Here is a 19,269-nt window from a genome sequence, read left to right as displayed (position 1 = left end):
GGCCCCCGCACGGCCTCTCCGCTACGGGACATCGAAGGCGTCCAGGTCCTGGTTGGCGGTGGTGAGGCCGTGAGCGGTGCCATCGAAGTAGACCGACCAGGTGCCCGCGTTGTAGTAGATGACGTCCTCGTCCTGGACCGCCCCCAGAACCGGCACGGTCGTCGTGTCAGCGCTGAAGGACAGGTAGAAGTGGGTGGCATCCACGCGCACGAACCCGTCCACGTTCGCGGCGGCCGGCAGGCCGTACGGTGCGGCGCTCGCATCGATCACCCGGCTGTACGCGGTCCCGTTCCAGCTATAGACGTCGGCATCATCGGCGGTACCACCCACACCGGGCGGGTTCGAGTTACCCAGTGTGGAGAAGTACAGCGTGGAACCGACGACGCTGATCGCGTCCACGTCCAGGTTGTTGTTACCGCCCAGGCCATGCGCACTGCCCGTGAAGAACAGCGACCAGGAAGTGCCGTTGAAGAAGACGACGTCCTCGTCCTGCACAACGCCGATCCCCGGCACGTTCACCGGGTCCGCGAACGACACATAGAACTGGGTAGGACTGACCCGGTCGAAACCATCAACGTTGGCAGCGCCCGGCAGGTTGTACGGCGCGATACTCGCGTCGATCACCCTGCTGAACGCGGTACCGCTCCAGGAATAGATGTCCGCGTCATCGGCCGTGCCGGCCACCCCGGCCGGGTTCGTGTTGCCCAGCGTGGAGAACGACAGTGCCGCCTGCACCTGGAGCACCGCCGACGCGGTCACACTCCAGTTCCCGGCAGCATCCCGCACCCGCACCGTCAGGGTGCGGGCACCCTCGCTGAACCCTCGCGCATCGATGGTCGAAGACACGGTCCACGGGCCCGTCCCGGTGACCGTCATCGCTGTCGCGTTGCCGACACCAGGATCGGCACCGGTGAACCACTCGGCACGCGTGACACCCGTGCCGGCATCCGTCGCCTGCGCCGTCAGGGTCACCGAAGCGGCACCCCCGGTCGGGTTCGGTGTCACCGTGACCGCACTCACCGCAGGCTTGACCTTATCGATCACCAGGGTCGTCGTCGCCACCGCACCCCAGTTACCCGCCGCATCCTTCGCATGCACCGAAATGGTGTGGTTGCCGTCTGCGAGCAGGGCGATGGTTGCCAGTGGGATCTCGAAGTAGCCGGCCTCGGAGGGGCTGTTGTACACGGCGTCCGTTGCCCTGACCACGATGCCTGAGCCATTGGCGGTGACCGTGTCGAGGAATGCCTCGGCTGAACTGATGGTGCTGTTCACGGTGGCCGCGATCGGATCGGCCATGGTCGCCACGGTCACCCGGATGGCCGAAGGGCTGCCGTTGAACGCGAGCGTGCCGTTGTTGGGTGTCGGCGCTACCGAGACGCCCGAGGTGGTGGGCGCGGTCTTGTCGACCACCAGACTGATGGTGACCGGCGCGCCCCAGTTGCCCGCTGCGTCCTGGCTGTGGACCGAGACGACATGGGTGCCTTCGGCGAGCGCGTTCACGGTCGCCGCAGGGATGGTGGCGTCCAGGCTGGCGGTCGGTGCGGCAGTGTTGACCGCCAGCGCCGGTCCCGAACCATTGGGTCCGACGGCATCGATGAAGTACTCGGCCGCAGTGATGTTCGAGCCGCCTGTCGCGGTGTCGTCCCCGGTGGCGTGGACGGCGATGACGGCAGCCCCTGCCCCGTTCGTGAGACTGGGTGCCAGTGACGGGGACTTCGTGGTCGGTCCGGTGGCGTCGCCGCCGGTGACCAGCACAGAGCTGAAGAACCCCCGGTTGCCGACGGAGTCCTGGCCTCTCACGTAGACGATGTGCTGGCCGGAGGGAATGGACACCGAGGCGGTGACGTTCACGCTGCCGGCCCCACTGCCCGTCATCGGGAGGCCCGTGCCGGTCACGGTGTCGATGAAGTATTCGGCCCCCGCGATGCTCGACCCACCGGTGGTGGTGTCATTGACGGTGGCGCTCAGGGTGCCTGCCGCGAAAGCGACAGAGCTGGTGGCCGGTCCGCTGGTGTCCGGCCCCGCCACACCGCTCGCGGGGACCGTCACAAAGGTGAGCATCCCGCCGGCGCCGGCCGCGTTGCTGTTGTGCAGCAGCAGGCTGCCGTCGTAGATCGGCAACCGGTTCAGCGAGGCAGTCGCGGCAGGGGTCGTGACGACGGCGTCCGCCGTCTGGCCGGGACCGAAGGTCTCCGCAATGTAGTGACGCGAGTACTTCAGGGGACTGCCGTCCAGGGCGATGACCTTCTGGTCTGTGCCCAGTGAGGCCAGTGAGTGGTACAGGCTGCCCGCATTGACGTACCGGAGCAGGACTTTGTTGCCCGCGGCTGTCGCCGGGATCGGGTCGGTGTTCGGGTAGGCCTTCCCGTTGATCAGGGAGTACCGGGGAGCGTACTTGCGCATGTCGAAGGCCGCCGGGTTGGCGGCGTTGTTGAGTGCCGGGTCGATCTCACTGATGACCAGGACTGCCTCGTCGTCGAACGCGGTGGTCGCGTCGTATGCCTGACCCGATATCGCGGGACGGACGATCAGCGCGCCATAGAGACCCATCGCCACCTGGTGCTGGCCGTTCGGAACCAGTCCGGCCTCATAGAGGTACGTGCCAGGACGGCTGGCCGTGAAGGTGTACGAGGTGGATGCCCCTGGTGCGGCACCAACGCGGTCCGGCACCATTTGCTGCCCTTGGAAGAGCAGGGCCGTGCTTTCCGTCAGCTGGTTGTGCAGCGTGACGGTGACCGTGTCGCCGGCGTTGACGCACAGTGTCGGCCCGCCGGGCCGGCTCACGCTGGAACCGGCGGTGGCGCTGTAGCCCCAGACAGCGACGCTCTGGGTCCCCAGGGTCGTGGATCCCGAGGCCGCGTACAGGTCACCCGGCGCGGTGCAGGGCGCGGCTGCGGCCTGTGCCGCCGTTGCCGGCGCGAGGAGCGCCACCAGTACGGCCAGCCCTCCTCCCGCCACCAGCCCGGTCACGAGAGCGGAGACGGTTTTCTTCATGCTCTTCCGGTGAGACATGGTTCTTCACCCTTCCTGGTCAACCGCAGCTGTTGGGCGTCGGCGGATCGATGCGCATGTAAGTGATCGGTCCGGTCATGTTCGTGCCCCACGACGTGATCTGGAACAGGGCGTGGTTGTGGGAGATGATGTAGTACTCGCCGCACTGGTTCACGCTCTGGATGCCGGGCGGCAGGGCCTCCTTGGTCCCGAGGTAGGGACTTCCGCTGTAGAAGACGCCGATCGATTGGTCGGCCAGCGACGGAACCGTCACGGGGACCGGGTTGGACGGGGAGTAATTCTCGGCGTCGTACCACTTGAAGATCACGTCCCAGGTCTGCCCAGGGCCGATGTTGATGGCGAACTTCTCGAAGGCGAGGTCCTCCCCCGTCGGGCCCTCCAGCGGGCGGCCATCCCTGGCCACGACGAGGCCGTTGTTGCCGTGCGGGTGGAACGGATAGTCTTCGGTGCCCACGTTCAGGTAGCGGGCCATCCCGGGCTGGTCGACCGGGACTGCCGTGCGGTCGAATTCACCCACCTGCGCGAGCGCACCGTACGGCTGCGCCGGAAGCCAGCTGGCCCCGTTGTCGGCGATGCTGTCCGGGTAACCGCGCCCATTGATCAGCCAATACCGCGGGTGGTAGTTGTTCATGTTGAAGCTCTTGCCGTTCTCCACCGCCTGGTGCTGGTAGGGGTCGATCTCGCTCAGGAGCACCATGAATTCCTCGGCGGGATTGAAGCGGCTGTCCGCCCGGTTGTTGGCGTACTCGCTCGCGACCGAGCCGGCCGCTCCACCCGATGGAACGGCCGACGGGCGCACGATCAGGGCCCCGAACAGGCCCATCCGGACCTGTTTCTCGGGGTTGGTCCCCGACTCGTACACGAAGGTGCCCGGGTTGGCGGCCACGAAGCTGTATGTGACGGTCCCGCCTCCGGCCGCGGCTGTGGTGGTCAGCGAGGTGATCGCGCTTGAGCCTGTGGACTCCGGTTGCGCCGGGGTCCCGTTGGCCAGGACATTCGTCTGGCCCGGAAAGGCGATCGAGGCGGCCTCAGGCAGGGTGTTGCGCAAGATCACGGTGACCGTGTCGCCGGCGTTGACGCACAGCACAGGACCCGGGTGTTGGAACGCGCCGAACCCACTGGAGTACCCCCACATGAAGGCGGTGTTTCCGTCGGGCAGGCTGATGTATCCGGTCCTGGTCGTCAGGTTGAAGATCGGGGTGGTGGCACCTCCCCCGACCCCGGTGGTGCAGGCGATACCGACCCGTGGTGGGGTCACGGCGATCGCCGGCTGGGTGAACGTGGCCATCGTGGCCCCGACCAGGGTCAGGGCGAGCAGCAGCGCCGCCCGGCGCACACCGCGGGCGCGAATCTTCGCAGGCAACACGGCATTCCCTTTCATCATGGCTCTCAGACTCCCAAGTCGTTCGGATAGGCCTGCGCGCGGAGGCCGCCGGGAGCGTACACGCGGATCTCGGTGGCCTGGCCACCCATTCCGCCCGGGGCCAGGTTGTTCGTCGCGGGGTAGTTGCGGTTGTAGAGCATGTACGTGTCGAAACCCGGCCCCGTGTGCCCCGGTGCGATGAAGACCACATCGAAGCTCTCACCGGGGCCGATGTTGATCGTCTCGGTCTCATAGGACGTGTCGGTGCCGTCGCGTCCACGCATCGGGGTGGCATCGCGGCCGACCACGCGCATCCGGATCCCGGCCAGGGTCATCGCTTGCTCCCGGAATCCGAGGTTCGCGAACCGGAGCGCGACCGTCTCTCCGGCATTGCAGTTCACCAGCGAAGACTGCGGCTGGTATTGCAGCTCGGGATGCCCAACGGGGGCGACCAGGTCGCCGGAAACGGGGTCGGTCTGCACTGCAAGAGCGTGAATGGATGCCGCCGCATCGATCGGGGCATTGGGGGCGATGGTGTCCGGGTAGACCCGCCCGTTGAGGAGGCCGAAGTCGGCCCGGTAATCGCTCCACTGCGGCAGCTGGATATGAGCATCCGCCCAGTGCGCCTCGGCCCACACCTCCGACAGGAACATCGCAAACTCGCGGTCGAAGCCGGTCGAGCCGTCACCGTCGTTGTAGATGAACTGGGTGTGGCCACCGATGTTCTGGCCGTCCTGCAGGGGACGGACGAACACCAGACCGGTCATGCCCATCTGGACGTGCTCGACATCCTCGACGTGGCAGTGGAACATGTAGGTCCCCGGCTCGCGGGGCCGGTACACGTAGGAGAAGACACGTCCGGTCCTCACGGCCACCGACCCGGACGGTTCACCGTCGAAGAACGGGATCACGTTGCGGAACCCATGCCAGTGCAGGGTGTGGGCGTCGAACAGGTCCGGCCGCAACGCCAGGCCCAGGTTGGTCAGCTGCACGGTGAAATCGACCGGGTGGGCCGGGTCGAATTGCTTCGTCCAGAACATCGGAGCGGAGTGCTGGGCCTTGTTCTTCTGGTTCGTCCTCGCCGTGTCGCTCAGGCCGGTGACGTTGCGGAACCCGAAGATGTAGGTCGTGAACGGGTCCGGCGCGAGGACGTCGGGGTGGAACGGTGGGATGGCCGGGGTCTTCGGGAGGAAAATCCACCCGTCTGTGCCGGCCAGGTAGAGGTCCGGATCCCCGATGGCCGCAATGGCGGCCTCGGGAAGCAGGACATTGCCCGCCCAGACGCCGGTCCCGACGATGGCCACCGCGCCGCCGGCGAACTTGAGGAGGTCGCGTCGGCTGAAAGGCTGTTTGAAGATCATTCCCGTGTCTCCCTTGGGATCGGAGGTGCCGTTGCGGTGTGCGTTGTCGATCGGGTCAGGGGACATCGAAGGCATCCACATTGAAGTCGCCGTTGCCGCCGAGGCCCTGCGCCGTGCCGTCGAAGTAGACCGACCAGACGCCGTTGTTGTAATACACGACGTCTTCGTCCTGAACCGCCCCCAGCGTCGGGACGGTCGTGTTGCCGGCGCTGAACGACATGTAGAAGTGGGTGGCGTCCACCCGCACGAAGCCATCGATGTCGGCGTTGGTCGGCAGGTTGTATGGCGCCGTGCTCCTGTCGATCACCCTGCTGTATGCGGTGCCGTTCCAGCTGTAGATGTCGCCGTTGTCTGCGGAACCTCCCACACCTGGCGGGTTCGAGTTGCCCACAGTGGAGAAGTACAGGATTCCGCCGACGACGCTGATCGCGTCGAGGTCCAGGTTGTCGTTGCCGCCCAGACCGTGGACGCTGCCGTCGAAGTAGAGCGACCAGGTGCCCGCGTTGAAGTAGACGACGTCCTCGTCCTGCACGTTCCCGATGCCGGGCACGGCGACCTGCCCGGTGAAGGAGAGATAGAAGTGGGTGTCGTCGACCCGGTCGTAGCCGTCGACATTGGCACCGGTCGGCAAGCCGTATGGTGCGGTCGTCACGTCATGGACCCGACCGAACGTGCTGCCGGTCCAGCGGTAGATGTCCGCGTCGTCCGCGGTGCCACCGACGCCGGGCGGGTTGCTGTTCCCTTGCGTCGAGAAGAACAGCGACTGGCCGGCCGGCGGTGCTGCCGGCGGCAGCGCGCCGCCGGCGAACGAGATCGCGTCCAGATCGAGGTTGGCCGACGTGTCCAGACCGTGTGCGCCACCGTTGAAGTAGATCGACCAGGCGCCGTCGAAATAGACCACGTCCTCGTCGTCCACCGCGCCGACACCCGGAACCGTGGTGGTCGTGTTACTGAACGACAGGTAGAAGTGGGTGGCGTCCCGCCAGATGAGGCCGTCGACGTTGGGGTTGGTCGCGCCGGTGGCCGACCCGCTGTTCGGCAGGTTGGTCGGCGCCGCCGTGGCATCCAGGACACGCACGTAGGAGCTGCCACCGTTCCAGCGGTAGACGTCGGCATTGTCGCCGGTGCCGCCCGCGCCCGGAGGAACGGCCGCGTTGTTCGTCGTGAGGTACAGCGTGTTCCCGATGACACTGATCGCGCCCATGTCGATGCCGCCCACGAGCCCGTGCGCGCTGCCGTCGAACCACAACGACCATGAGGTGCCGTCGAAGTACACGACGTCTTCGTCGGACACGCTGCCGATCCCGGGCAGGGTGACGTTCCCGGAGAACGAGGCATAGAAGTGGGTGGCATCCACTCGGGAGAAACCATCCGTGTCAGCACTGCTCGGGACGTTGTACGGCGCTGCAGACAGATCGATCGACCGGCTGAACGCGGTGCCGTTCCAGACGTGGATGTCGGCGTCGTCAGCGGTGCCGGACACGCCGGGCGGGTTGGTGTTTCCTGCTGTCGAGAAGTACAGGTCCGAGGCAGGCGGAGGCGTTGTCGTCGCGCCGAACTCGTCCGCGCCGCTGTCGAAGCCGCCCAGTGCCGGCCGGGCCTGGTTGTCGAAGTCCGTGGCCGGCGCGTTCACGCCTGCTGTGCTTGCCGCGCCGAGGTTGCAGGCGGGTGAGCCGGGGCAGGCGCCCAGGTGGTAGTTACCGAGCAGGTTCGGCGGCGCTTGCAGGGTGACGAGCGTGGCGTCCACGAACGCAGGGTTCTGACGCCACCTGGCGAAGGAAACGGAGACGTCATAGGTCGAGACCACTGCGGGATCGGCAGAGCTGTTAGTCGGACTGGTCGTGTACGCATGGGAAGCGGCGCTCTGCTGGACGACCGAGTTGGTCGGCGCGAGCACCCCGGTGCCGTCGGCCACACCGAGATCCCAGTTGTTGATGTCGGCTGCGCCGGCCAGGCCGATGCCGGTGACCGTTGTGCCTGCCCGGGTGCCGGCCCGGTTGTCCCAGAAGATGTTGTTGAACGACACCGGGTTGCTGAAGGTCGGCGAGCCGGCCGGGAGTGTGGCCTGCAGCTGGTCGCTGTTGGCCGAGGTCGCCAGGCCGGCAGGGGCCGGTTGGCCGTCCGAGGTCACCGCTGTGGCCGTCGTCAGGTTCTTCATGATCGTGTTGTTGTAGACCCGCACGTTCGGGGCGTCGTTGATGCCGACGCCGCCGCCCTCGTGGGTGGACACGTTGTTGACGATCATGTTGTTGTAGACATTCATCGGGAAGTTGCCGGCCATCAGGAAACGGATGCCGCCACCGTCGTCATTGGCCATGTTGGCCTGGATCTGGTTGGCGTAGATGTCCACCGGACCGGAACCGGGCGAGAGCGCACCGACTGTCGCCGGCAGTTGCCCGGCGATCATGATCGCTCCACCCTCGTCGTTGGACGAGTTGAAGTAGATGCGGTTGTGGTGGATCTTGCCGCCGGGGCTCAGGCCGTATGCGCTCAGCCCGCCGCCGTACTCCAGCGAGAAGTTGCCGCAGATGTCGTTGCCGGAGACCTCATAGCCGTCGGACCCTGCGAAGAGGCCGATGCCGCCCGCCAGGTTGGTGCCCGCGTTGGCAATGACCCGGTTGTTGGCGATCCGCACGTTCTCGTTGTGGTTGCTCGTGTTCGGCGCGGCCAGGTCTGGCGTTCCGATCCGGATGGTCCCGTAACCGCCGCCATTGTTCTGCACGACGTTGTTGGTGATCTGGAGGGAGCGCACGTACGCGTTGGCGAAGATGGCTCCGCCCTGCGTCGTGATGTTCGGCGGCAGGCCGGTCGGCCCGCCGGTGAGGGCGTCGATGTTGCCGGGGAAGCCCACCTGGTCGCCGCCGCGGATGTCGAAGCCATCGATTGCTGCCGTGAATCCGCTGGTGAACTGGCGTGCTGCACCCGGTGCCGTTGTGGCGTTCGCCGACGCCAGCACGTAGATCGCTTCGCCGTCGTTCACCGCCTGGTTGCCGTCCCAGGTCAGGCCGCCGACCTTGGTGAACCAGGCCGTTGCGAGGGCGGTGTCTCCGCCGAACGCGCCGGCGTCGATGATCGATCCCGGCACGAAGGTGGTGCCCTGGAAGCCGCCGGACCCGACACCCTGCAGCTTGACCGGAGAGGCGACGACCAGGTTCTCATAGTATGCGCCGCGGGGGTTGGCCGCGGTGGGCGTTGCCGGGTACACGATGACCAGGTCATCGCCGTTGTTGGCGAACGCGGCGTCCAGTGCGGCCTGGATCGTTGCGTGGGTGCGGCCGGGGCCGACCTCTCGAACGGCAGGGTTGTAGCCGGTTCCGAGCACATGGAAGCTGAGCCCGTTGATGGTGCTTTGCCCGTTGCCCGATGTGATCGTGAGCTGCTGCGCCCCGACCGGGGCTGCGACAGGCACGCTGGCTGTGATCGACGTGTCGCTCCACGCGGTGATGTCGAGCGTTGTCGTGCCCAGATTGACGTGGCCCGTGCCCTGGGCCGCGCCGAAGCCGGTCCCGGCGATGGTGAAGGAGCGGCTGCCCGTTGCGGCCACGTACGGTTGCGACACGCTCAGCAGCTGTGGTGTGGCGGCGTCGAGGGCGCAGGTCACCGCCGTGTTGACCCCGGTGGTCGGTGACCCGACATACACGCCGACCTGGGTCGGGGCGAGGTCGGTCGGAATGGTCACGCCGGGGAATGCCTCGAACTCGGTCGCGATCGAGCGATATCGGGGGTTGTAGTTTGCGTTCAGATGCCCGGGGACACCGGGGTCGTTGCCCACGAAGCGGTACATGTTGGCGCAGACACCCGAGGGGGTCGGGCAGCTGATGTGGTTCGTCGAGGGCAGCAGCACGTCGTACGCGCCGTTGAAATCGGACTCGACGGTCGTGACCAGCCGGTTGGCGAAGTCATAGATCCCGACCGGTGCGAAGGACACACCCGTCTTCTCCCCGAAGAGCGTGGACCGCGGGTCGGTGGAGAAGTTGATGTCGTCCACGATCAGGCCGCGCAGACGGGCCGGGACGGGGACATCCGTGAAGATGTTGAACATGGGCACGACGGACTTGCCGTTGTTCACCCGCACCAGTTTGGTGTCGCAGGTCGGCTTGGCTGCGCCTTCATAGGGCGACCCACCCATGCCCAGGAACGGGGGGTTCGAGACTGCTGTCGAGGCCGGCACGGTGACCCCGACGGGGACCCCGTTGGTGCCGTCGCCGACCACTGCGGGGTAGTTGTCCGTCTTGCTGCCCGCGAGGTCGACGGTGTGGAGCGTTCCTGCGCATGCCGGCGGCGGCACCTGCGGAACAATCTGATCGCCGTTGGCGATGTTGATGTCTGTCTCGCTGGTCACCTTGTACAGGGGGTCGCCGGTGGCATCCTGCGGGATAGCGATCTTGACCAGGTAATCGCCGCTTCCGAGCGGCTGGAAGGTTCCGCCGTCGCACACGGGGTTGGCCGGATCTGTGGCGATCAACGTGCCTGTGCAGGCGTCGGCGAAGCCATAGTTGCCGTCAACGGCCGCACCGAAGTTGGCCGCCGATGTGCCCTGGTCAGTCGGGTACGGCCCGAACTGAACGCCCTGGATGAAGCTTGAGATGCACTCTCCCGATGTCTCCTGATTCGGCGCGAGCACGTTCTCGTCGAAGGCCACGGAGTTGTCTGCGGCGTGGACGAGAGGCTTGCCGTCGACATCCCGGGCTACGCATCCGGTCGGGCGGCTCCAGTGTTCGGAGAGGTAGGTGTTCAGCAGCTTCCCCTTGGCCAACGACCCGTCCGGCGCGAGCTCGAACGCGTCGTTCGTGCCACCACACGGTGCGGTCGTCGTGCCGCAGTCGACCGTGGACCAGAGCTCAACGGGCACGTCGGAAACGCCAGGCTGCCAGTCCTCTGATGCGGCATATTGCGGGTCGAGCTCATTGCGGGTCGTGTCGTAGCTGACCGAGCCGACGATGCCGCCATTGCGGGGGTCGATGCCGTTGGCGCCTGTCGAATCGTAGGAGTGAACGCCCCAGTCCATCGTGCCGCTGAGGCCGATGATACTGAGCACGCTGACGTCGACGCCGGCGCCTTTCACCGTGGTCGGGGTCGGCTGGTTGTCTGACTGGTAGGTGACACCGGTCGTGTAGAAGGAGTTGTTGAAGTTTTCCATGACGGTCCACTCGCTGAGGGGGTATGCGCTCTCGAAGTGGTAATACCCGGTGCTGTCGGTGGTGACGAGGTTCGTCCCTCTGTCCATCAGCGAGTTGTCCTGCTTGCGCATGGTCAGCGTGAAGTTGGGCATGCCGGTCTCGCCCGGGTCTTTCACGCCGTTGCGATTGGTGTCGTTGAAGACGTACCCGTCGTATTCGGTCCACCAGCCGCTGTCCGGCAGATTACCCATCTTCACCGTCTCGCCGTTCTTCACGGTCACATTGACCGAGTCGAGGAAGTGGTTCTGCGGCTCGTCCCACCAGCTCAGGCTGTAGTTGCCGTCGGGCACGCCCGAGATGTCGAAGGTGCCGTCCGTGCCGCCGTGACCCACCCAGACTGCCTGGTCGCCGGCCTGCAGGTCGCTGAGCGAGAGCCACGGGTTGACGATCGGCTTGCCCATCTTGCTCCCGGTCAGACCGAGCCAGTGGTTGAAGTCGCCGCCCTTGGGCGGGCTGTACTGCTTGACGTTGACGACCGCGCCTGTGATGTGGCCCGAGCCGGCGGTCAGGGTGTTCGTGGGCTTCACGAATCCGAAGATCGGCCCGGGTACGGGTTCGCCGGCCAGCAGGGCCTCGGTGTCGTATCCGGTGCTGCCCTCCATCACCCAGGCGTCGAAGTCGTGGTTTCCTTCAAGGGTCGTGGTCTGGATCCAGGTCTGGTTGGGCGGGGCCGAGGCGGTGAGCGCGTAGCGGTTGCTTCCCAGGTGGGGCATGGTCAGGATGCCGTCGGCATCGCTGACGCAGTGGCCGCCTGACCCCGCGATCGGCACGGGGAGCATGCCCGCGTCGAGGCTGGCCAAGGGGATCACGTGGCTGATCGGGTCCTCACCCTGGTACACGGTGCACAGGGGGTTGCCATAGACGTCGGTCTGCACCTCGCCGAGGGTGTCGGCGATGTGGCCGGTGAAGCCGGCCAGGCCCGGCTCGCCCTGGTCGAGGGTCCCGTTGGTCGTCGCGCTGTCCTGGAAGATCTGCGCCCGGAGCGTCGAGTCGGGAAGGGGCGTCGGCTGCAGTTCGACGGTGACGAGACCCGGGTCGGCGAGCGGAACGGTGAAGTGCGCGCCGTCGATCTTGTAGCCGTCGGAGAGCACAGAGATCAGGTAACGCCCGTTCGGCAGGGCCAGGCCGCTGGCGAAGTCGGCTTGGTCGCCCTGGCGCACGATCGGGCTCGTGGTGTGCGGAGTCTCCCTGATCGACGTCCACTCGCAGGAGCCCGGATACCCGGCGTCGAGGGTGTTGCAGCCGGAACCGAGCGCCGGCGTCCGCTGGACGGTCGAACCGGTGTTGTCCTCGTTGATCATGTAGGTGAAGTTCGGGATGGCGGCACCCTTGGCGACTCCCGCACCCGAGAAGGCGCGAGGCTCCGTGCGTGCGCTGATCACGTTCAGCGTCAGGCTGCTCGTCGTCGCGGCCTCGGCGGGCAGCGCGGGCGGAGCCGAGAGCATCGCTATCGGCATGACCACGGCAGTGGCGGCGATCACAATCCGCTGCCACAGAGGCCGCCTCGACGGCGTGAACCCGGACAAGTCTCTCGTCGATTCCATGGTGACCTCCAACGTCTGGAAGGCTCCATGCTGGTCGGACGCGACCTGGCGACCAAGCCGCACCTGAGGGATGCTCGTCTCCCCAAAATTGGGGGGCGAGCACCCCTGCCCCCTGAATTGGGTGGTCGGGCACCCCCAGCGTGAGGCTTGTCGGCCCAGGGTGCGGTGGTCACGATGGGAGCCCATCCTCCCCGGAGTCCGGCGTGGCAAACCCCCGTGCCGCGCTTGTTGCCCGGGCCGGTCCGTGTCACGATGGCCGGGCATCGACCCGGTCGATCTGCCCGTCCATCACCCGAAGCTGGATTGCGGAGGCTCATGAGTGCACCACGAGGTGTCCGTCGGATCAGCCGCCGTGCGGAAACTCACCCGGCCTCCCGACTGGCGCCTCCGCTCGCAACGATCGCGATCGTCGTGCTCGTGATCACGGGGATGCCGACGCCGGCACGGGCGGACGCCGCGCAGCCCGTGGACCAGCCGGTTCCGGTTGCAACGACCGCAGTCACGCCGGATCCGATACCCACGCCCTCGCCCGATCCAACGCCTGCGACGACGACGACGGCGACGGCAACACCGACGGCGATACCGGAGCCCACGCCCACTCTGGCACCGTCGCCAGAGCCCGCGCCGACGGCGACGCCGGAACCAACGCCCGCTCCTCTTCCGACGTCGACACCGACGCCGACGCCCGAACCAACGCCCGCTCCTCTTCCGACGTCGACACCGACACCGACGGAGACCCCGGAACCAACGCCCACTCCGATTCCGGCGGCGACGGCGACCGCGGAACCCACGCCGACACTGTCGTCTACCCCGCCGGCGTCCCCGCCGGCCCCGGCGCTTGTCGCGCCGGAACCCCAGCAGGCTTTCGGCCCGCCGGCACCCTCCGTGACGGCGGCCGCACGACAGGCAGTCGCTGCCGCCCGCGCCGCCGACGCCGCGAGGGCACTGACGGAACAAGCCTCTGCCCGCCGCGCCGCCGCAGTCGCGGCCGCCCAGTCCCGCCTGCGCGCTGCGGAAACCAGGCTGGGTGCGGCGAAGCTTGCCGACGCCTCAGCCCACGCCGACTACGAGGCCGCTGTCAGTCGGGCCGACCTCGTGCATGCGCTCAGGGAACGCGCAGGAGTCACCGCCGACGCGTCCCGCCGGGTGCTGGCTACTCTCGTTCGCGGCCTGATGCAACAATCCGGCAACAGCACCCTCGACGCGCTACTCGACGACAGGGCCGACCATGACCTGCTGTTTCAGCTCGGCACACTGGATACCCTGTCCAGGCTGACCGCGAATCTCGACGACGTGCGCAGTCGCGTCGCCGCGGACGTCGAACGGGAGCAGGCGCTCGAGAAGCAGGATGCCGCCGCTCAGGCCGTCATCGCCGCAGTGCCGGTCTCCGCCACCCGCGCGGCGGTCGTGGCGGCGCAGGACGACGTCACCGCAGCATCCGCCGCCCTCGCCGACCTTGCCCGGTCAGCTCCGGCAGCCACGGCGGCGAGCGAGGTCCAGCCGTTCCCGGCAACTGTGCCCGTCGCGGACACCGGGCGTCTCAGCGAACAAGGCTGGACCAGACCAGCCGCAGGGCGCATCACCGATGCGTTCGGCCCGCGTCTCGTGCACCCGGTTGCCGGGGTCGGTGACTTCCACCGGGGGACGGACATCGGCGCCGGGTGCGACGCGGCCATCTATGCGGCGACCGACGGAGTCGTCGAGGCCGCCGGCGTACTGGGCACCTACGGCAACTGGATCCTGATCGACCACGGGAATGGCATCTCGACCGGCTATGCGCACATCGCTCCGGGGGAGACCCTGGTCAGCGTCGGTGAGCACGTCGTTGCCGGCCAGGTGATCGCCGGGGTCGGGAGCACGGGCGCCTCGACCGGCTGCCACCTGCACTTCGAGGTCAGGATCGACGGGACCGCCGTCGACGCCGTCCCGTTCCTGGCCCTCCGCGGCGTGAACCTCGGCACCTGAATCGGTCGCGATCACGACCGCCGCCAGACCACTCGACCTCTGCGCGCCTGGCCGGGAATCACCTGACCTTAAAGAAAAGTTGTATACAACATCTGGGGGTTTCCCCTAGGGTGAAATCGGAAGTAGACGGGAGGGAATGGCCCTCCCGCCCTCCCGCGCACCTGCACAGCAGGATAGGGCAGTGGCTTCCTTTTCCTGGGGGCCCCCATGTATTTGCATAACCTGAAATCATCTCCCCGGCGGGTGCTCGTGACGGGTGCCGCCTTCACCCTCGGCCTTCTGCTCGCGGTCGGCGGGGCCGGGGCAGCGCACGCTGCCGGCTCGGTCCAGGCCGTCATCGGCCTCGGCTCCCTGGACAGCTTCGGAGTGCTCGGACACACGACGGTCACCAACACGGGCGCGACCACGATCACGAACGGTGACCTCGGCCTCAGCCCGGGAACCTCCGTCACGGGGATCGCCCCTGTCACGATCGACAACGGCGTGGTCCACGCCACCGACGCCCAGTCCGAGCTCGCCCAGGCCGACCTGACCACTGCCTTCAACGATGCGGCCAGTCGGGTGCCCGACGTCTCCAACCTCATCGACCTCGCCGGCCAGACCCTCGCCCCCGGCGTCTACGCCGGCGGCGCGCTCTCCCTCAGCGGCACAGTCACCCTGGCCGGAAGTGCAAGCTCGGTCTTCATCTTCCAGGCCGCGAGCACGCTGATCACTGCGTCATCGAGCACCGTCGCCTTCTCCGGCGGCGCGAACGCGTGCAACGTTTTCTGGCAGGTCGGCAGCTCGGCGACGCTCGGCAGCGGATCCGTCTTCGCCGGCACGATTCTCGCCCAGACGTCGATCACCGCCGAGACCGGCGCCACGGTCGCAGGCCGACTTCTCGCGAGCACCGGCGCAGTCACCCTGGATTCCAACGTGATCACCCGGCCCAGCGACTGCGCGGCGCGGACCGCGATCGTCGCGAGCACGCCGACGGCGGCGCAGACCGCGGCGGCCGCCGCAGCGGCGCAGGCCGCCGCCGCCCAGGCCGCAGCAGACGTGGCCGCCACGGCCACGCCGACACCCTCGGCCACGACTCCGTCCAGCACGACCGGGCCCGTCACGGAGCTTGCCGCGACCGGAATCAACATCGCCCCCGCTCTGATCGGAACCGGCGCGCTGCTCGGCGTCGGACTCGTGCTCATACTGGCCGGGCGTTCACGGCGAGCGCGCCGACTCCGCTGACCGCAACATCGCGCCCAACGGCACGCGGCCCTTCCGCCAGACTGGGCAGCGGTTACACCGGCATCCGATTCTGGCCTGCGTATCGGGGAGTGCCGCTCATCGCAGCTCGGTGAGAGCGAACAGGGCGGTTCGCACGCGCTTCATCGCGGTCGTGAGGCCCCATTCGGCGGAGAGACGGTCGAGCTCGGCATCCTGCTCCGGGGTGCTCGGGCGGATCCGGGCGTCGAATGCCGGGAGCTTCAGGTCGCGCACGACGTTGACGACGGTCGGGGCGACCGTGAGGTAGTCGGCGGCGGCGATGATCTTGCCGCGCACACCCGCTGCCAGCGCCGAGGCCGGATCGGCGGCCGCTGCGACGATCCCGTCGAGGTCGCCGAAATCGGCAAGCAACGTAGCCGCGGTCTTCTCACCCACCCCGGCGACCCCGGGAAGTCCGTCGGAGGCGTCGCCGCGGAGGGCCGCGAAGTCGGCGTACTGCGCCGGGGTGACCCCGGTCTTGGCAAGCAGCGCGGCATCGGTGAGCGTCTCCAGCCTGGCCATGCCGCGTCCGGTGTAGATCACCCGCACGTCGCGGGAGTCGTCGACGAGCTGGAAGAGGTCGCGGTCGCCGGTGATGACATCGACGGGCACGTCCGCGTGCGAGGCGAGGGTGCCGATCACGTCGTCTGCTTCGTGCCGCGGGGCGCCGATCACCGGGATTCCGAGCGCGGCGAGCAGCTCGCGGATGATCGGAACCTGCGCGCTGAGGAGGTCGGGGACGTCCTCGGTCGCGGTGGGGGCATCCGCTGCGGGAGACTCGACAGCCGCGGCGACCCGGTGGGTCTTGTAGGTCGGGATCAGGTCGACGCGCCACTGCGGCCGCCAGTCGTCGTCCCAGCAGGCCACGATCTCAGTAGGCGGGAACTCGGTGACGAGCCGGGTGATGATGTCGAGCAGCCCGCGCACGGCGTTGACCGGCTGGCCGTTCGGCGCGCGCACGGTGTCGGGCACCCCGTAGAAGGCGCGGAAGTACAGGGCAGCGGTGTCGAGCAGCATCCGGCGCTCCGGTGGAGTGGTCACGGCGGAATCCTGACATATCGGACCCCCGTGCGTCCACCGGGGCGGGATCCCTGTCGTGGCGGGCTGTTGTGCCGGCCGAAACGCCCCCGCTCACCAGGGCGAGGGGCCGCCGCCGGGAACCGGGCCGCCGTCGAGGAGCAGGGCGCCGAGCGCGGCCTCGTCGCGTTCGGCGTGGTGCTGGCGCACGTAGAGCTCGAGGTCGGCGACCCGCTGCGAGTGACGGGCCTCGAAGGCGAGCGGCCAGGGGCCGAGCGCATGCCCGGCCCGTGCGATGACCTCCTCGACCGAGCGCGCGACGAGACCCCGCACCCTCGCCGCGAGGAGCGCCCCGGCCTGTCCGGTCGCGGTGCCGTCGTCGATCGACGCTGCCGCTGCCGCGAGGACGCCTCCGCACGCGCTCAGGGTCACGTCGATCGCACCGAGGTGCGCGAGTGCGATCTGGTCCGCCGGCCAGTCCTGCGCGCCGCGGAATACCCGACGGGCGATCCCGACCGCGCCGCCGAACCAGCACGCGGCGACGCCGATCCCGCCCCAGGCGTAGCCCGGCCGGTTGAAATACCAGTCGTCCTCGCGGATCGCGACCGCGGGCACGCCGCGGAAGTCAACGGGACCGCTCGTGATCGAGGGCAGTCCCCTGCCGACCCAGGTGTCCTCGAGCACGGTGATGCCCGGCGCGGCGAGGTCGACCGCGAAGAGCCGCAGCGCATCACTCGAGGTGTGCGCCGTGACGAGGGCATTGCTCAGCGAGCCCGCGAGCGAGCACCACGGCTTGAGCCCGTCGAGTCGCCAGCCCTGCTCCGACTCGGTCGCGTCGAGGCGGGTGCCGCGCGCTTCGGCCGCGAAGACACCCCAGCTGCGGGTCCGGCCCGTCTCACCGCCGGGCAGCTGCGCCGGTTCGACGGATGCCTGGCCCAGGACCGAGAGGGCGGCGAGATGACCGTCGGTGACGCGCGCCGCCGACAGGTCGGCCGCCGAGACCGTCGCGAGCATCTCGAAGAGGTGCCGGGTATTGCCCTCCCCGATGGCCGGAAGACGGGAACCGAGGTGCGTTGCGAGGCGGAGCGCCCGCCCGGTGTCGCCGGTCACGAGGAGGGCCTCGTCGGCGACCACCCGGAGTTGCTCACTCGACTCGCGATCACCGGGCGCACCGAGCCAGACCGGGGCACTCTCACTGTCGAAGTTCCGCTGGTTCATCTGCGGCCTCGCCTTCTTTCGCTTGTCATTCTTGACCCGCGTGCACTGTTTCGGCGTCCTCCTCTCGCCGAGCCCACTGTGCCGCATCCCCGGTTCCGCTGTGTTCGTCGTTTCACCCTCGCCGCCGGACCCGCGTTCGGATCCGAGCGTGCCCGTCCGGCCCCTGGATCAGTCGGTGATGTCTGTGAGGGCCCGGCCGGAGGGGCGGGTCGGCGACTTGGCGGTCGCCTTCCGCGGCAGGCGGTTCTCGGCGCTGACCATCCAGGCGTACTGCTCGAGCTTCTCGATGAAGCCGTGCAGGATATCGGCGCTTGTCGGGTCCTCTTCGTCAACGGCGTCGTGCACCTTGCGGATGTTCTTGACCGTCGCGTCGAGCCGTTCCGTGATCATGACGACGGTTTCCGCGGTGTCGACCTCGCCCGCCGGGAACTTCGGCAGGTGGGTGTCCTTGGCGACCGTCTCGGTGCGTCCGTCGGGGAGGGCGTCGAGTGCGCGCATCCGCTCGGCCAGCTCGTCGGAGAAGATGCGTGCATCGTCGATGATCTCGTCGAGCTGCAGGTGCAGGTCGCGGAAGTTGTGGCCGACGACACTCCAGTGCGCCTGCTTGCCCTGAACGTGGAGTTCGATCAGGTCGACGAGGACGGACTGGAGGTTGCCGCCGAGTTCAGCCGATGCCTTCATGGGTGTGCCCCTCTCACGCGGGACGTCGGCTCCGACGGATGCCGGGCGAGGGTCCCGCTCGTTTCGAACAGCACGATAGCAGGGGTGTCGCCGCCGTGTCAGGTCGAGCGGATGCCCCTGTTCGGGTGTGCCTCGACCGGCGCTAGGCCTGGGTGTCGGCCGGGGTGTCGCGGCGGCGGAAGAGCGCGGGCCCGGACTGGTCGACGGCGAGCTGAAGCCGCTCGTCGTGCGTGCCCGGCAGGGGCGGGAGCGCGTCGAGCGGCCACCAGGCCGCCGCCGTATTCTCGCCGTCGGCCGGGTGCGGCTCACCGCTCACCCACCGGCAGCGGAAGAGCACGTCGAGATATTGGGCGTGATCGCCGTTGGCGTATTGGAGGGGCTCGCGGGCGAAGACACCGACGAGAGCGTCGACCTCGGCGACGATGCCGGACTCCTCGAGGATTTCGCGGGCCGCGGCATCCGCGGGTTCTTCACCGGGGTCGACGACGCCGGCGACGTTCGACCAGTTGCCGTTGTCGGCGCGGCGGACGAGGAGCGCTTCGTCGCCGCGCACGACGACCGCGGTGACGCCGATGAGCCAGAGCGGGGCGTGTCCGATGCGCTTGCGCAGTTTGAGGATGAAATCGGGGGTGGCCATCCTTCGAGCCTAGCCAGCGGATCTCCTGAGTTGGCCACCGCGGCACCGG

The 19,269-nt window shown here is 68.1% G+C and carries 11 protein-coding genes; 2 read left to right on the top strand and 9 right to left on the bottom strand.

Annotation, left to right across the window (positions count from 1 at the left end; translation table 11 throughout):
• Positions 1-21: 21 nt before the first annotated feature.
• The 5 genes from RHM57_RS18835 to RHM57_RS18815 form a co-directional block, all read right to left on the bottom strand.
• Positions 22-2,994, bottom strand: coding sequence for a multicopper oxidase domain-containing protein (locus RHM57_RS18835; protein WP_322189182.1), 2,973 nt, complete (start codon positions 2,992-2,994; stop codon positions 22-24).
• A 37-nt stretch (positions 2,995-3,031) separates the two neighbouring features.
• Positions 3,032-4,396: a multicopper oxidase domain-containing protein gene (locus RHM57_RS18830; RefSeq protein ID WP_134560314.1), complete on the bottom strand. Its 1,365-nt coding sequence runs from the start codon at positions 4,394-4,396 to the stop codon at positions 3,032-3,034.
• A 5-nt stretch (positions 4,397-4,401) separates the two neighbouring features.
• Positions 4,402-5,802: a multicopper oxidase domain-containing protein gene (locus RHM57_RS18825; RefSeq protein WP_322189180.1), complete on the bottom strand. Its 1,401-nt coding sequence runs from the start codon at positions 5,800-5,802 to the stop codon at positions 4,402-4,404.
• The gene (locus RHM57_RS18820) at positions 5,792-12,397 is read right to left on the bottom strand and encodes an SdrD B-like domain-containing protein (protein WP_322189178.1); all 6,606 of its coding nucleotides are present in this window, start codon (positions 12,395-12,397) and stop codon (positions 5,792-5,794) included. Before RHM57_RS18820 ends, RHM57_RS18825 begins: the two co-directional genes overlap by 11 nt.
• A gap of 425 nt (positions 12,398-12,822) precedes the next feature.
• Positions 12,823-13,251 carry a hypothetical protein gene (locus tag RHM57_RS18815; RefSeq protein WP_322189176.1) on the bottom strand — a complete coding sequence of 143 codons (429 nt, stop codon included), beginning with the start codon at positions 13,249-13,251 and terminating at the stop codon, positions 12,823-12,825.
• 94 nt (positions 13,252-13,345) lie between these two features.
• Here RHM57_RS18815 and RHM57_RS18810 point away from each other — a divergent pair, with 94 nt between their 5' ends.
• Positions 13,346-14,425 carry a M23 family metallopeptidase gene (locus RHM57_RS18810; RefSeq protein WP_322189174.1) on the top strand — a complete coding sequence of 360 codons (1,080 nt, stop codon included), beginning with the start codon at positions 13,346-13,348 and terminating at the stop codon, positions 14,423-14,425.
• Between the two features lie 207 nt (positions 14,426-14,632).
• A complete protein-coding gene (locus RHM57_RS18805) occupies positions 14,633-15,649 on the top strand; it encodes an ice-binding family protein (protein ID WP_322189172.1) in 1,017 nt (338 codons plus the stop codon).
• A 96-nt stretch (positions 15,650-15,745) separates the two neighbouring features.
• Here the strand turns inward: RHM57_RS18805 and RHM57_RS18800 are convergent, their stop codons facing one another.
• From RHM57_RS18800 to RHM57_RS18785, 4 genes are all read right to left on the bottom strand, one after another.
• Positions 15,746-16,684: a 5'-3' exonuclease gene (locus RHM57_RS18800; protein WP_322189900.1), complete on the bottom strand. Its 939-nt coding sequence runs from the start codon at positions 16,682-16,684 to the stop codon at positions 15,746-15,748.
• Positions 16,685-16,798: 114 nt separating this feature from the next.
• A complete protein-coding gene (locus RHM57_RS18795; RefSeq protein WP_134559300.1) occupies positions 16,799-17,902 on the bottom strand; it encodes an acyl-CoA dehydrogenase family protein in 1,104 nt (367 codons plus the stop codon).
• A 168-nt stretch (positions 17,903-18,070) separates the two neighbouring features.
• Entirely contained in the window at positions 18,071-18,685 is a 615-nt protein-coding gene (locus RHM57_RS18790; RefSeq protein ID WP_370294943.1) for a Dps family protein, read from the bottom strand.
• A 40-nt stretch (positions 18,686-18,725) separates the two neighbouring features.
• Entirely contained in the window at positions 18,726-19,220 is a 495-nt protein-coding gene (locus tag RHM57_RS18785) for an NUDIX domain-containing protein (RefSeq protein ID WP_322189170.1), read from the bottom strand.
• Positions 19,221-19,269: the final 49 nt, after the last annotated feature.

The organism is Cryobacterium sp. 10S3 (assembly GCF_034344045.1).
Taxonomy (GTDB): Bacteria; Actinomycetota; Actinomycetes; order Actinomycetales; family Microbacteriaceae; genus Cryobacterium; species Cryobacterium glucosi.
This window is presented reverse-complemented; position numbering and strand designations above follow the sequence as displayed.

What these genes read in the sequence shown, in the direction of transcription:
- RHM57_RS18835 (WP_322189182.1), bottom strand. Translation starts at nt 2,994, where the DNA reads ATGAAGAAAACCGTCTCCGCTCTCGTGACCGGGCTGGTGGCGGGAGGA.
- RHM57_RS18830 (WP_134560314.1), bottom strand. Translation starts at nt 4,396, where the DNA reads ATGATGAAAGGGAATGCCGTGTTGCCTGCGAAGATTCGCGCCCGCGGT.
- RHM57_RS18825 (WP_322189180.1), bottom strand. Translation starts at nt 5,802, where the DNA reads ATGTCCCCTGACCCGATCGACAACGCACACCGCAACGGCACCTCCGAT.
- RHM57_RS18805 (WP_322189172.1), top strand. Translation starts at nt 14,633, where the DNA reads ATGTATTTGCATAACCTGAAATCATCTCCCCGGCGGGTGCTCGTGACG.
- RHM57_RS18800 (WP_322189900.1), bottom strand. Translation starts at nt 16,684, where the DNA reads ATGCTGCTCGACACCGCTGCCCTGTACTTCCGCGCCTTCTACGGGGTG.
- RHM57_RS18795 (WP_134559300.1), bottom strand. Translation starts at nt 17,902, where the DNA reads ATGAACCAGCGGAACTTCGACAGTGAGAGTGCCCCGGTCTGGCTCGGT.
- RHM57_RS18785 (WP_322189170.1), bottom strand. Translation starts at nt 19,220, where the DNA reads ATGGCCACCCCCGATTTCATCCTCAAACTGCGCAAGCGCATCGGACAC.